Origin of the sequence: Pantoea sp. GM01, assembly GCF_000282675.1 — a bacterium.
Classification (GTDB): Bacteria; Pseudomonadota; Gammaproteobacteria; order Enterobacterales; family Enterobacteriaceae; genus Pantoea; species Pantoea nemavictus.
Genome location: NZ_AKIU01000028.1, coordinates 208,099 through 222,490 on the forward strand (window position 1 = coordinate 208,099; position 14,392 = coordinate 222,490).

At 59.0% G+C, this 14,392-nt stretch carries 11 protein-coding genes; 5 read left to right on the forward strand and 6 right to left on the reverse strand.

The window, feature by feature from the left end; translation table 11 throughout:
• Positions 1–218 precede the first annotated feature (218 nt).
• Positions 219–1,010, reverse strand: a complete 792-nt coding sequence (gene hutG, locus PMI17_RS07465; protein WP_007887775.1) for an N-formylglutamate deformylase — start codon at positions 1,008–1,010, stop codon at positions 219–221.
• The gene (gene hutI, locus PMI17_RS07470) at positions 1,007–2,224 is read right to left on the reverse strand and encodes an imidazolonepropionase (RefSeq protein WP_007887776.1); all 1,218 of its coding nucleotides are present in this window, start codon (positions 2,222–2,224) and stop codon (positions 1,007–1,009) included. The genes hutG and hutI overlap by 4 nt, the downstream gene beginning before the upstream one ends.
• Positions 2,225–2,309: 85 nt before the next feature.
• Here hutI and PMI17_RS07475 point away from each other — a divergent pair, with 85 nt between their 5' ends.
• Both PMI17_RS07475 and PMI17_RS07480 read left to right on the forward strand, forming a co-directional pair.
• Entirely contained in the window at positions 2,310–3,665 is a 1,356-nt protein-coding gene (locus tag PMI17_RS07475; protein ID WP_007887777.1) for a formimidoylglutamate deiminase, read from the forward strand.
• On the forward strand, positions 3,662–4,201 hold the full coding sequence (locus PMI17_RS07480; RefSeq protein ID WP_007887778.1) for a HutD family protein: 540 nt from the start codon (positions 3,662–3,664) through the stop codon (positions 4,199–4,201). Before PMI17_RS07475 ends, PMI17_RS07480 begins: the two co-directional genes overlap by 4 nt.
• Positions 4,202–4,375: 174 nt before the next feature.
• Here PMI17_RS07480 and hutC read toward each other — a convergent pair whose 3' ends face one another.
• Positions 4,376–5,131: a histidine utilization repressor gene (gene hutC, locus PMI17_RS07485; RefSeq protein WP_007887779.1), complete on the reverse strand. Its 756-nt coding sequence runs from the start codon at positions 5,129–5,131 to the stop codon at positions 4,376–4,378.
• Between the two features lie 319 nt (positions 5,132–5,450).
• On the opposite strand from hutC, the gene hutH reads away from it, so the two are divergent.
• From hutH to PMI17_RS07500, 3 genes are all read left to right on the forward strand, one after another.
• Positions 5,451–7,004 carry a histidine ammonia-lyase gene (hutH, locus tag PMI17_RS07490; RefSeq protein WP_007887781.1) on the forward strand — a complete coding sequence of 518 codons (1,554 nt, stop codon included), beginning with the start codon at positions 5,451–5,453 and terminating at the stop codon, positions 7,002–7,004.
• Positions 7,005–7,014: 10 nt separating this feature from the next.
• Complete coding sequence (gene hutU, locus PMI17_RS07495; protein WP_007887784.1) at positions 7,015–8,700, forward strand: urocanate hydratase; 1,686 nt, start codon at positions 7,015–7,017, stop codon at positions 8,698–8,700.
• Between the two features lie 276 nt (positions 8,701–8,976).
• Positions 8,977–10,134, forward strand: a complete 1,158-nt coding sequence (locus tag PMI17_RS07500) for a M20 aminoacylase family protein (RefSeq protein ID WP_007887785.1) — start codon at positions 8,977–8,979, stop codon at positions 10,132–10,134.
• A gap of 79 nt (positions 10,135–10,213) precedes the next feature.
• Here the strand turns inward: PMI17_RS07500 and ybiB are convergent, their stop codons facing one another.
• From ybiB to PMI17_RS07515, 3 genes are read right to left on the reverse strand one after another with little or no spacing between them, the layout of a single operon-like run.
• Entirely contained in the window at positions 10,214–11,182 is a 969-nt protein-coding gene (gene ybiB / locus PMI17_RS07505) for a DNA-binding protein YbiB (RefSeq protein WP_007887786.1), read from the reverse strand.
• 52 nt (positions 11,183–11,234) lie between these two features.
• The gene (gene dinG / locus PMI17_RS07510; RefSeq protein ID WP_036620540.1) at positions 11,235–13,379 is read right to left on the reverse strand and encodes an ATP-dependent DNA helicase DinG; all 2,145 of its coding nucleotides are present in this window, start codon (positions 13,377–13,379) and stop codon (positions 11,235–11,237) included.
• 54 nt (positions 13,380–13,433) lie between these two features.
• Positions 13,434–14,330, reverse strand: a complete 897-nt coding sequence (locus PMI17_RS07515) for a LysR family transcriptional regulator (RefSeq protein WP_007887790.1) — start codon at positions 14,328–14,330, stop codon at positions 13,434–13,436.
• Positions 14,331–14,392: the final 62 nt, after the last annotated feature.

Below are 14,392 nucleotides of genomic sequence, written 5' to 3' on the forward strand. Positions count from 1 at the left end.
CTGCGTGGTGTTTACTTGTACATACAACCTAGCAAGCGCTATGCCAAAATGGCAAAGCTGCAGAATCAGGCAATTATCACGCGATGAAAGGAAGTTGTGCACCGTAAAAGGGCGAGGCTTGCATGGCGGTGGTGCAGAGTGAAGCAGGAATGTGTGAATTGTGGTGCGCATCAATGCGCACCTTACATTGTAGGGTCGCCATTCATGGCGACCGGGTTTCAGGTAAGTTTACCCGCTTCAATAAACGCCTGCAGCAGCGGTTTCAGCACCTTCTGTAGCTGCCCAGCGCGGTCCTGTTGCCAGGCAAACGGCGGCGTCTCATCCATATAATTAAGCTGCGCCAGCTCCAGCTGCACCGCCTGCACGCCCTGCTCCGGCTGGCCGTAGGCGCGCGTAATATAGCCACCTTTGAAGCGTCCGTTGGCGATCCAGCTGTAATCGTTTTGTGCCGTACAAACCTGTTTAATCGCTTCAATCACCGGCGTTGAACAGCTGGCGCCATCATTGGTGCCGATGTTGAGATCCGGCAAACGCCCGTCAAACAGGCGCGGAATGACGGAGGCGATAGAGTGTGCATCAAACAGCAGCGCGTAACCGTGCTGCGCCTTCAGGCGCGCCAGCTCCTGCTGCAGCTGCTGGTGATACGGCTGCCAGATGGTGTCCAGATAGCCCTGACGCACCTCAGCACTCGGCGTTTTACCCGCGACAAAGGTTGGGCTGCCGTCGAATAACGTTTCCGGATATAAACCGGTGGTCGCCGTGGTGTAGAGCGGTTGATTGTCCGCCGGACGATTGAGGTCAATCACAAAGCGCGAATAGTGGCCAATCAGCACGCTGGCACCCAAATCGCGGACAAAATCGTACAGCAGCGGCAGATGCCAATCGGTGTCCGGCAGGCCGCACGCCGCCTCGCTCAATCCGGCCTCAACGTCTGGCGTTAATTGGGTGCCCGCATGCGGAATGCTAACCAGCAACGGAATCTTGCCGGCGGTGAAATGAAAAGAGGTCATTGCGCTTCTCCACGATAGATAACCTGGCACGGCAATTCGCCGCCCAGCCAGTAAACCAGCTCTGCCGGACGCGCCAGCGGCCAGTGAACAAAATTCGCCACCTTGCCCGTTTCCAGCGAACCGTGCGATTGCGCTAAGCCCAGCGCTTTTGCGCCCCACAGCGTCACGCCAGCCAGCGCCTCTTCCGGCGTCAGACCAAACAGCGTGCAGCCCATATTCAACATCAAGCGCAGCGATAGCGCCGGTGAGGTGCCCGGATTGGCATCGCTGGCCAGCGCCATCGGCACGCCGTGTTGCCGGAACAGTGCGACCGGCGGACGCTGGGTTTCGCGCAGCAGATAAAACGCGCCCGGCAATAGCACCGCCACGGTGCCGTGCTGTGCCATCGCTTTGGCATCCTCTTCAGTCGCATATTCCAGATGATCGGCGGAGAGCGCACCGTAACGCGCCGCCAGCGCCGCGCCGCCTAGCGCGGAAAGCTGCTCGGCATGCAGTTTCACCGGCAAATCTAAGGCTTTAGCGGCATCGAATACCGCGCTGACCTGCTGCGGTGAAAAGGCTAAATGTTCGCAGAATGCATCCACCGCATCCGCCAAACCGTCTGCTTTTACCTGCGGTAACAGGCGTTGGCAGATGATATCGATCCAGCCTTGCGGGTTGTCTTTAAACTCCGGTGGGAAACCGTGTGCGGCTAAACAGGTGGCCTGTACATCGGCGGGCACCGTTTCCGCCAGCTCGCGGATGGCTCGCAGCATCATGAGCTCGCTGGCTTCATCGAGGCCGTAACCGGATTTGATCTCTACCGTGGTCACGCCTTCCGCCAGCAGACGATCCAGCCGCCAACGCGCGCTTGCCACCAGCTCTTGCTGAGTTGCAGCTCGCGTGGCGCGAACCGTGGAGAGAATGCCGCCGCCCTGCGCCGCAATCTCCGCATAGCTGACGCCATTCAAACGCTGCTCAAACTCCTGGCTGCGATCGCCGCCAAACACCAGATGCGTGTGGCAATCCACTAAACCAGGCGTAATAATGCCGCCGGAAAATTCGTGCTGTTTACGCGGCGCGAAAGCCGGGCAATCGCTGCGTGGCCCCACCCAAATCAGTTTTCCCTGATCGACCGCTAGCGCGCCGTCGGCAATCAGATTGTAGTGTCCGTCACGCATCGTAACGATGTCGGCCCCCAGCCACAGGCTGTCGATCTGCTTCGCTTCTGCCATCCCACTCCCCTTAACGTTCGGCGATTTACACTGCGCATCAAAGTATGTATATGTATATACAACTTTCCGCCATGCAGGATCAACCATGACAACGTATTTTGCCCCACGCGCATTGCTGGCCGACGGCTGGCATGAGCACGTGCTGATCACCACCAACGCAGCCGGACAAATCACTGAACTCACGCCTGATAGCGAACCCGGTACGGCCACGCGCCTTGCTGGATCGGTTATCCCGGCGATTGCCAATCTGCATTCGCACGCCTTTCAGCGCGCGATGGCTGGGTTGGCCGAAGTGGCGGGCGATCCGCAGGACAGCTTCTGGACATGGCGCGATCTGATGTACCGCATGGTGCAGCGGCTATCGCCGCAGCAGGTTGGCGATATCGCCACGCATCTCTACATCGACATGCTAAAAGGCGGTTACAGCCAGGTGGCAGAATTCCACTACCTACACCACGATCCGCACGGGCAGCCGTATGCCGATGATGCAATGCTGCTGCATTTAATGGCAGCGGCAGACACGGCAGGCATCGGCCAAACTTTGCTGCCGGTGCTGTATAGCTACAGCGGCTTTGGTGCGCAGCCGGCCAGCGACGGTCAGCGCCGTTTCATCCAGCAAACTGAAGCCTACCTGCAACAGCAGCAGCGCGTGGCGAGCTGGAGCGCGGATAAACCGCTGCTTAATCATGGCATCTGTTTCCATTCGCTGCGCGCGGTGAGTGAAGCGCAAATGCATGAGGTATTAACCGCCTGCCCGCAGGATGTGCCGGTGCACATTCACGTTGCCGAGCAGGAAAAAGAGGTGAATGACAGCCTGACGTGGAGCGGCGAACGTCCGGTGGCCTGGCTGCTCAACCGCTTTAATGTCGATCAGCGCTGGTGTTTGATTCACGCTACCCATCTGGATGACGATGAGATTCAACGCATGGCGGCAAGCGGCGCGGTGGCCGGTTTATGTCCGACCACTGAAGCCAACCTCGGCGACGGCATTTTCCCGGCGGTTGAGTACATTGCACGCGGCGGCCGCTGGGGCATTGGTTCCGATAGCCATGTTTCGCTCAGCACGCTGGAAGAGCTGCGCTGGCTGGAGTACGGCCAGCGACTACGCGATCGCCGTCGCAACCGCATCACATTGCCGAATCAACCGTCGGTGGGCGATCTGCTGTGGCAGCAAGCCGCGCAGGGCGGCGCGCAGGCGTGCAGTTTAGCAGCGGGCGAACTGGCGATGGGCAAACGTGCCGATTGGTTGGTGCTGGCAGAAGATGCATTTCTCGGCAGCGTGAGCAGCGCTTCGCTGCTGAATCGCTGGCTGTTTGGCGGGCAGCGCGAGCAGATTCGCGACGTATTTGTGGCCGGTAAACAGGTGATTCATCATGGCCATCATCCGGCCGAAGAAGTAGCAGCGGCGCGCTTTGCCGAGGCGATGAGGGCGCTGCAATGAGAACGCGTTTTGCCTATGAGCAACTGCCGGTGAGCCGCTGGCGTAACGGCGGCGGCGAGACGCGCGAAATCATCAGCTATCCGCCAGGCGAAGTGCAGTTTGCCTGGCGTGCCAGCATCGCGACCATCTCCGCCGACGGGCCGTTTTCGCCCTTCCCCGGCATCGACCGCGTGATTACCCTGCTACACGGCGACAGCGTTGTGCTGGAGAGTGAGCACGCGCAACAGCGCTTAACGCCGCTGCAACCGTGGGCATTTCCGGGTGAATGGGCAGTTGAGGCCAAAATTAGCGGCAGCTGTCAGGACTTTAATATCATGACGCGGCGTGATAGCTGGCGCTCTGCGGTGAGCATCGCACAACACGTGGTCAGCAGCGAACACGGCGTGGCGTGGGTGGTGGCGGGAACATGGCAGACTGCTTCTGGAGAGATGCTGGCGGTGAATCAAGGGATCTGGTGGCTGGATGAGCCTACGCAGCTGGCACCCCAAACGCCGGATGCCCAACTGCTGTTTGTAGCGCTTAGCCGGGTAGAGTGAGAGCCGCGTTCCCCTCATCCCAACCTTCTCCCGCCAGCGGGAGAAGGAGCCGATCGCGCGATGAACGAGTAGATCCAGCGATGAACACCTCGATTCAGCTCAATTATCCCAAACCGCACCGGCTAGTCCCCTCTCCCGCCCGCGGGAGAGGGCTAGGGTGAGGGGAAGCAACGCTTAACCATGCCCTCGAAAACGCCCCAGCAACTTATAACGTGAGCCCGGATAGAGCAGACGCGCGTAAGTCACAATCTTATTGTCGCTCCACGTCTGGCGACGAATCAGCAGGCACGGCTCATGTTCATCCAGCGCCAGATGCTTACGCTGGCGCAGATCCGGCAGCACCGCTTCAACAATATGCTCACCGGCGGTCAACGGCGCCACGCGCATTAAATAGGTGTACGGCGTCAGCTGATGATAATCCTGACTGAGATAATCCGGTGCCACCAGCGGATTGACCAGACGATCTTCCAGCTGCACCGGCAAGTCGTTTTCGTAATGCACAATCAGCGAGTGAAACAGCGTTTGGCCGGTGGATAAGCCCAACACCGCTGCCTGCTCGGGGTCGGCCTTCATCTGGCCAATCGATAAAATTTTGCAGCTGTGCTGATGACCACGCTGAGCGATCTCATCGGCAATATTGTGCACTTCCAGCATTGCCGTGTAGCCCTTCATCTCCGCGACAAAGGTGCCAACACCCTGCATGCGCACCAGAAAACCCTCGCTGGTCAGCTCACGCAACGCGCGGTTGATGGTCATGCGGCTCACGCCCAGCTCGTTCACCAACTCACTTTCAGATGGCACCCGCTGGTTGGCTTTCCAGTGACCTTCGCGGATCTGGCTGACGATCGCCTGCTTCACCCGCTGGTAAATTGGCGCGGGCTCATCGCCCATCGCCGCAGCCAGCTGTGCTACTGCTGTTTGCTCGGCCATTTCCTGTTCCTTTTATGAATAATGCCCAAAGTTTACTGTCTCAGCCCGTAAATGTATATACATCTAATTGTGCAGACAGCTCAGCGTTGGTGCAGCTTTCGCCCAGTTTCGGTGCATCCTTGACGCCGTTGCGTCTGCTACAGCGCACTGCGCGGTATTTCACAGAACCAGAACAATCTGGCATAGCGCTTGCTACTTGTATAGACAAGATTAGACACTTATGCTTCACTCATCGCATTCCACGGTAAATCGGACAGCCACATCGCAAAATACTGGCGTCCGACATATGCCAGATCACTTGTATAGACAGGAGTAGACTATGTCAGGTTCGGTTCAGGAAATTCGCCTCGTTCCCGGTGAAGTGGACCTCGCGACCTTGCGCACCATCTATCAAAGCAAGGTTACGCTCACGTTGGCGGATGACGCGCGTGCGGCGATCGATCGTGCCCATGAAACCGTTGATGCCATCGTCGCATCCGGCAACGTGGTGTACGGCATCAATACCGGTTTCGGCAAGCTGGCGCAGACGCAGATCCCCTCGGCGCGATTGGCCGAACTGCAACGCAATCTGGTGCTGTCGCACAGCGTGGGGTTGGGCGATCTGCTGCCCGACAATGTTGCGCGTTTGGTGGTGGCCACCAAAATTATTAGCCTGGCACGCGGTCATTCCGGCGTGCGCATCGAACTGATCGAAGCCCTGCTGGCGCTGTTCAACGCCGGTGTGATGCCGTGTATTCCGGAAAAAGGATCAGTCGGCGCATCCGGCGATCTGGCACCGCTGGCGCACATGTCGCTGATGCTGCTCGGCGAAGGCCAGGTGCGCGTGGATGGCGAACTGATCCCCGCTACCGAAGGGTTGGCGCGCGTTGGCTTACCGCCAATCGTGCTGGGGCCAAAAGAGGGCCTGGCGCTATTGAATGGCACCCAGGTCTCAACTGCGCTGGCGTTGCGCGGCCTGTTCGAAGCGGAAAATCTGTTCGCCGCTGGCTTGATGGCCGGTGCGTTATCGCTGGAAGCGATCAAAGGTTCAGTAAAACCTTATGATGCGCGTATTCACGAGGCGCGCGGTCAGGTGGGACAGATCAACGTCGCCGCCGCCGTCTCCTCTTTATTAGCCGGTAGCGAAATTCTCAGCTCGCACACCCACTGTGGCCGCGTGCAGGATCCCTACTCGATTCGCTGCGTACCACAGGTGATGGGCGCCTGCCTTGATAACCTGACGCACGCCGCGCGCGTGTTGCAGATTGAAGCTAACGCGGCTTCCGATAACCCGCTGGTGTTCAGCGACAGCGGCGATGTCATCTCCGGCGGCAACTTCCACGCCGAGCCGGTCGCCTTTGCCGCCGACATTCTGGCGCTGGCGATTGCCGAAATCGGTGCCATTTCCGAGCGTCGTCTGGCGCTGCTGCTGGATACCGGTCTTTCTGGCCTGCCACCGTTCCTCGTCAACGACGGCGGTGTTAACTCCGGCTTTATGATTGCGCAGGTGACGGCAGCGGCGCTGGCTTCCGAGAATAAATCGCTCGCGCACCCGGGCAGCGTTGACAGCCTGCCGACCTCGGCCAACCAGGAAGATCACGTCTCAATGGCCACTTACGCCGCCCGCCGCCTCGGCAGCATGTGCTTTAACACCGCCGCTGTGGTAGGCATTGAAGCGATGGCCGCCGCGCAAGGTATCGATTTCCACCGCCCGCTGCAGAGCTCGCCAACGCTAGAGCAAGAGATGCGCCGCATCCGCGCGAACGTGGCCTTCCTCGATCACGACCGTTTACTGGCGCCGGATATTGAATCCATGCGCCTGTGGGCCAGCGATTCAGCCTGGCCAGAATCCCTTACCGCGCTGCTGCCAAGTAAGCGTAAGACTGTTAATTAAGGAATCGATGATGAGCGAAACTTTGACTCAGGCTGTAGCCCGTGAAATCCGTGCGCCGCGCGGTAATGAATTGCACTGCGCCAACTGGTTGATTGAAGCGGCCTACCGCATGATCCAGAACAACCTCGATCCTGACGTGGCGGAGCGCCCGGAAGATCTGGTGGTGTACGGCGGCATCGGTAAAGCCGCACGCAACTGGGAATGCTTCGAGCAGATCCTGCGTTCGCTACGTGCGTTACAGCCGGAAGAGACGCTGCTGATCCAGTCTGGCAAACCGGTGGGCGTGTTCCGTACCCATGCCGATGCGCCGCGCGTGCTGCTGGCCAACTCCAACCTGGTACCGCATTGGGCGACGTGGGATCACTTCCACGAGCTGGATAAAAAAGGCCTGATGATGTACGGCCAGATGACGGCCGGATCGTGGATCTACATCGGTGCGCAGGGCATCGTGCAGGGAACGTTTGAGACCTTCGCCGAAGCAGGTCGCCAGCATTACGACAGCGATCTGAGCGGTCGCTGGATCCTCACCGCCGGTTTGGGCGGCATGGGCGGCGCACAACCGCTGGCGGGCGTATTGGCCGGTGCCAGCGTGTTAGCCATTGAGTGCCAGGAGTCGCGTATCGATTTCCGTATCCGCACCCGCTATGTCGACCACAAAGCCTACACGCTCGACGACGCGCTGGAACTGATCGATCAGGCGAATAAAGAGAAGCGCGCTATTTCTGTTGGCCTGCTGGGCAACGCCGCTGAAATTGTGCCAGAGCTGGTAAAACGTGCCAAAGCAGGCGGCATGAAGCCGGATATCGTCACCGATCAGACCTCGGCGCACGATCCGATCAACGGCTATCTGCCGGTGGGTTGGGATGTGGCGCGCTGGGAAGCTGAGCGCGTCAGCAATCCGAAGGCGGTGGAGAAAGCCGCGCGTGCCTCCATGGCGGTACATGTGCAGGCGATGCTCGATTTCCATCACATGGGCGTGCCGACCGTGGATTACGGTAACAATATCCGTCAGGTGGCGCTGGATGAAGGCGTGAAGAATGCCTTCGATTTCCCCGGCTTTGTGCCCGCCTATATTCGTCCGCTGTTCTGTGAAGGCAAAGGCCCGTTCCGCTGGGTAGCGCTGTCGGGCGATGCCGAGGATATCTACAAGACCGATGCCAAACTGAAAGAGCTGTTCCCGGATCACCAGAATCTGCATCGCTGGCTGGATATGGCGCAGGAGCGTATTGCCTTCCAGGGCTTACCGGCGCGTATCTGCTGGCTGGGACTCGGCGAGCGTCACAAAGCGGCGCTGGCGTTCAACGAAATGGTGCGTAACGGCGAGCTGAAAGCGCCCATTGTGATTGGTCGCGATCACCTGGATTGCGGTTCCGTGGCTTCACCGAACCGTGAAACCGAAGCGATGAAAGATGGTTCAGATGCGGTTTCAGACTGGCCGCTGCTGAATGCCTTGCTGAACACCGCGGGCGGCGCGACTTGGGTGAGCCTGCATCATGGCGGCGGCGTCGGCATGGGCTTCTCACAGCACTCCGGCGTGGTGATTGTCTGTGACGGCAGCAAAGAGGCGGACGCGCGTTTGGGCCGCGTGCTGTGGAACGATCCGGCCACTGGCGTAATGCGTCACGCGGATGCAGGTTACGAATTAGCGCAAAGCTGCGCGCAGGAGCACGGCCTAAACCTGCCAATGCAGAAATAACGTCCAACCCGCGCACGCCGATCAATCCCCTCTCCCGCCTGCGGGAGAGGGTTAGGGTGAGGTACAGCGCGCACCTTTCAACATTGTGCAGCATTCCCCTCATCCCAGCCTTCTCCCGCAAGCGGGAGAAGGAGCTTACCAGCCCGTTCGCTATATTCCATTCCGCTATACCCTATAGCCAAATTCTTACGCTCCACGATAGACGCCGCCATGCGCTTGCCACTACAGTAAATACATTATTTTGCAGCCACTGCTGCTGATGGAGAGCCTTACCTTATGAGCCTGCCTGCTGTCCTGCTGGAAAACGCCCTGCACTGGCGTCGTCAGTTACATCAATATCCTGAGCTGGGTTACCAGGAGCAGCAAACCAGCGAGCTGGTCGCTAACGTTCTGGCTGATGCCGGATTACAGGTGTTTCGTGGCCTGGCGGGCACTGGCGTCATTGGCACATTAGAAAACGGTCCCGGTCCGATTATTGGCCTGCGTGCCGATATGGACGCGTTGCCGATTACCGAAAAAGGCACTCCGCAGTGGAAGTCACAGAAAACCGGCGTCATGCACGCCTGCGGTCACGATGGCCACACCGCCATTCTGCTGGCCGCAGCCTGTCAGCTCGCCGCCACGCGTAACTTCAGCGGCACACTCCACTTTATCTTCCAGCCTGCAGAGGAGAACCTCGGTGGCGCACGCAAGATGGTGGAAGAGGGTCTGTTCCAGCGCTTCCCGATGGATGCGGTTTACGCCATGCACAACTGGCCGGGGATGCCGGTAGGAACGCTGGCGGTAAATCCGGACGCGATGATGGCGTCACTCGATTCGTTTGAAATTACCCTGCACGGTAAAAGCTGTCATGCGGCGATGCCGGAAAGCGGTGCCGATCCGATGGTTGTGGCGGCGGAACTGATTCTGGCGCTGCAAACCATTCCTTCTCGTCGCCTGTCGCCGCTGGCCTCCGCCGTGGTGAGCGTGACACAGATTCACGGCGGCGAAGCGATTAACGTCATTCCTGAGCAGATCGTGTTGCGCGGCACGGTGCGATGTTTGCAGACCGACGTACGCAATCGCGTGCGCGGTCTGATTGAGGATTTTGTCACTACCTTGCCGCGCCCGTTTGGCGTTAGCGGCGAGATTCACTGGTATCCCGGTTATCCGGTCACCGCCAACCATGCCGAGCAGGCAGAACAGGTGCGCGCGGTCGGTGTCGATCTGCTCGGTGAAGCGCAGGTCAACTGGCAGGTTAACCCTTCCATGGCATCCGAAGATTTTGCCTGCATGCTGGAAGCCTGTCCCGGCGCTTATTTCTGGTTAGGTGCCGATGGCGCGACACCTTCCGCACCGCTGCATAACGCCAACTACGACTTTAACGATGAGCTGCTGCCAATCGGCATTACCTTCTGGCAGCAGTTAGTGGAGAGCGTGCTGGCGAAAGCCTGATCGCGGTCGCCATGCATGGCGCCCCTACGAAACCTGTAGGGTGCGCATTAATGCGCACCGGGCAGCAACACCCATTTGATTAAATCTCTGCCAATTGCAAACGCGTTTCCGCATCCGCCAGGTTGGCCGATTCACCGGTCGCCACCAAACAGCATGCCAGCTGCAGTCGCAGCGCCTGCGGCACCGCGCGTTCACCGGCTAACACCTGCTTGATCCACGCGGCGGTATCCGCTGCGCTTTTGCTTTCCGGCAGTTCCACGCTCACTTCCTGCTGGCGCTCAACCCACACTTCCGCTTCGCTACCCGCGCCGCGCATGTAATTGATAGCCGGACAGCGCTGCGGATTGGCGTACACCTCACCTTCCGTGCCATTCAACAGAATCGCCGGAGCATCAATATCCTGGAAGAATTTGCCCACGCGCGGCACATATTCCGGATGCGACACGCTGGCCAGGCGCAGTGCCGCACGCTCAGCAAACGGCGTGGCCAGCTTCGCCAGCGTATGCGCGCTGTTGCGCACGCCCATGCGCCAGCGCAGCGACAGCTGTTTCGCCATCGGCGCACAGAGGTTGTCGATGGTGATAAACGCCAGCTCGCCGTTATCCAGCTTCGCCTGCGCCTGTTCAGCAGACGTTACCGGCGCGATGTCCAGCGCCGCCAGCACCGCTTCGGAGGTGATGCGCGTCGGATCATCGCTGACGCCGTGCAGCAGCACCGGGAAGCCGAGTTTGACCAGCAGCAGCGCCAGCAGCGGCGTCAGATTGCCCTGGCGTCGTGCGCCGTTATAGCTGGGGATAACAATCGGCATTGGGCGGTTAGCAGGTGCCTGCAGCTGCATCATCTGCTGCTGCATGGCGTGATAAAAACCACGCATCTCCTCTTCGCCTTCGCCTTTGATACGCAACGCAATCAGGATGCCACCCAGCTCCAGCTCCGGCACTTCACCCGCCAGCATCGCGCGGTACAACGCCTGCGCGGTGTCGAAATCGATATCACGCGCGTGATTTTTACCGCGCCCAATCTCTTTAATGATTTTGTTCAGTTCCATCAGGCATTCCCGCTTCCAGGGCGCGCCGCCATGCGGCTGCCAACATTGATAATTAGGTTTTCTTACTGCGGCGTTTTTTTGCTTTTTCACCGCTGGCTTCCGGCATCGGCGGTTGCTCAATCGGGAACACCGGTAATGCGGCCAGCAGTCGGCTGCCGTAGGCTTTGTTGAGCAGGCGGCGATCGTAAATCACGATTTCGCCAAAGCAGCTGTGGCTGCGAATCAAACGTCCTACCTGCTGAATCAGAGTAAAGGAGGCGCTCGGCAAGCTCTGCACCTCGAAAGGGTAACGTTTCAGGCTCTTCAGCCATTCGCCCTCGGTCAAAATTACCGGACTGTCCACCGGCGGAAAAGCGATTTTATGGATATGCACCTGCGACAGCAGATCGCCCTTCAAATCCAGCCCTTCGGCGAACGATTGCAGCCCAACTAAAATACTGGTTTTGCCGGATTCGACGCGTTCCCGATGCAGCGCCACCAGCCGCGAACGCGGTTGATCGCCCTGCACCAGCATCGACAGGCGCAGATCGGTAACGTGGCTGACAAACTGCTGCATCGCGCGCCCGCTGGCGAACAGCACCAGCACGCCTTTGTGCTGCTCTTCGGCAATTTGCTGGCGGAAAAAGCGCGCCATCTCAGCGATGTGTTCCGCTTCCTGCGCCATCAGCGGCTCAAACTGCATCTGCGGGATAACCAGCTTGCCTTGTTCGATATGGTTAAACGGCGAATCCAGCGCCACAAAACGATCGCCCGCTTTTTCGCTCAGGCCAGACATCTCCTGCAATCGGTTAAAGCTGTTCAGCGATCGCAGCGTCGCAGAGGTCACCACCACGTGCGGGATTTTGCGCCACAGGATTTTTTCCAGCTGATCGCTAACGCGAATGCCCGCGCAGTGGAACAGCAGATGCGCCTGGCCTTCACGAATTTCACGCGTAATCCATTTCGATACCGGTGCATTCGAGGCTTTCTCCATCGCCGCCAGCCGCCACAGTTTGCTGATCGATTCGAACCAGCCGAAATGGCGATTGAGCTGAATGATGGCTTTATGCAGCCGCATAATGTCGGCTTTCCCGGTTTGATCGCCGAGCTCGTTGAGCAATCCTTCACTCAAGCCGCGCAGCGCATCGCTGAGCTTAAACAGCCGCGCGCAGAGGCTGATCAACTCTTCTGGCAGTTCGCCCAGCACAAAGCGGAATTCGCCCGGTTGATTGTTGCCCGGCAGCAGCGGATTGAGGGCGTCGCAGAGAATTTGCAGCAGCTCGCGCATTTCATCGCAGTGGCCTTTGAGGCGTTCCGGATTGGTGAGCGGCGGCGGCGATTTTGGCCGAAACTGCGCCATGATGGTCTCTACCAGCCGCACGAACAGATCGAGCTGCAAACTGCTCCAGCCCGGCGTGATTTCCGCACTCATCTCCAGCGCATCGCGTGCCACTTCTGGCAAATGATGACCTTCATCCAGCACCAGCATCAGGTTTTTTGCCGGCGGCAGCACCGATTCATTCTCCATCGCCGCCATCACCAAGGCATGGTTCGCCACCACCACATCCGCCTGCTCAATTTCGCGGCGCGCAACAAAGAACGGGCATTCGCGATACCAGCGACAGTGATGGCCAAGGCAGTTGGCTTTGTCGGTTGAGAGGCGCTTCCACAGGCTATCGTCGATGGTGACATCGGTGTGATCGCGCAAACCATCCCAGCGGTAGCTGCTGAGTTGTTTCTCCAGTTTGGCGCAGAATTTCTGCTCCTCTTTGGAACCGCTCACCGCCTCTTCATCGAGATAGAGCAATAAATCGCCCTGCTGATCCTCGGTAGCCGCCAGCGCCGCAAGGTTACGCGGGCAGACATAGCGTCCTCGGCCAAAGGCCGCGGTAAAGGTGAGATCGGGGATAATTTTCTTCAGCAGCGGCAGATCCTTCGTGAAGATCTGATCCTGCAACGCCACATTGGCGGTGCTGATCACCAGCCGTTTTTCCTCGGCGCGGCTCACCGCGATGCCGGGAATCAGATACGAGAGGGTTTTTCCTACGCCGGTTGGCGCTTCAATCGCCAGATGGCGCCCTTCGTCACCGGCCAGACTTTTCGCCACCTCGGCAATCATCTGGCGCTGCGGCGCGCGCGGGATAAAGTCAGGAACCTGCTGCTGCAGCGCCTTATACCATTGCGCAATCTGGCTTTTTATCGCTGCTGTCAGGGCCATATTCATTACTGTTTGCTGAATTGTCCTGTATTTTTACACAGTATTGGCGCAGCGTCAGCTTTCGCTGCTATTTTTTCGCGCTGGATTCAGAATTTCACGCATCGCGCGGATCAGCGTTTCACGCGCGCGCCCGCGGCGAAAAGCAAAGGAGAAGGGTGCGCGGAAGTGGAAATGGTGCGGCAGCAGGCGGCACAGCGCGCCCTGCTGTTCTCCGCTGCGCGCGTAGTGTTCGGGCAGATAACCGATAAAACGGCCGGAGAGAATCAGCGTCAGCTGCGCTTCGATACTCTCCACCGACGCGTTGCTCTGGCGGAAACCGCGCTTGTTCAGCTCCTGTTGATTCCAGTAACGTCGCGTCACCATGCCGGTTTGCTGCACGGTACGCACATCGGGATGGCCCTCAGCCAGCGGATGTTCCGGGCTGCAATAGAGCCAATGCTGCTCCTCATACAGCGGGATGGTCACCAGATTGCTGGCACGCAGCGGAAAGTGGCCAATCGCCAAATCGAGCCGATCCTCCAGCAATTGCTGCTGCAGCTCATTGGGATCGCGCACGCTCAGGTTAAAAAACACCGCCGGAAAGCGCTGGTTGAAGCGGGCAATGGCGGCGGGCAGATCCAGCGTGCTGTCGGTGACGGTGGCATCCACCACGCCCAGCGAGAACGTCCCACCCTGCGCGCTTTTCAGCGTTTCCACCTGCTCCTGCCAGCCCGCCAGCGTCGCCAGCATCTCCTGGCTGTAACGATAAAACTGCTCGCCTTTGCTGGTGAGCGTAAAGCCGCCGCGCCCGCGCTGACACAGAATAAAACCGAGCTGGCTTTCCAGCTCGCTCATGTAGGCGCTGATGGCGGGCGTGGTCATGTTCAGCGCCTGCTGCGCGCGAGAATAGCCCTGATTTTCCACCACGCTGGCAAACACCTGCAGCAGTTTAAGATTGGGAAGCGTCTGCACCGATTTTCCTTCAGTGATTGCTGACTAAAGTTAAGTAATCTCTGAAGTGATTATCTGCTGTC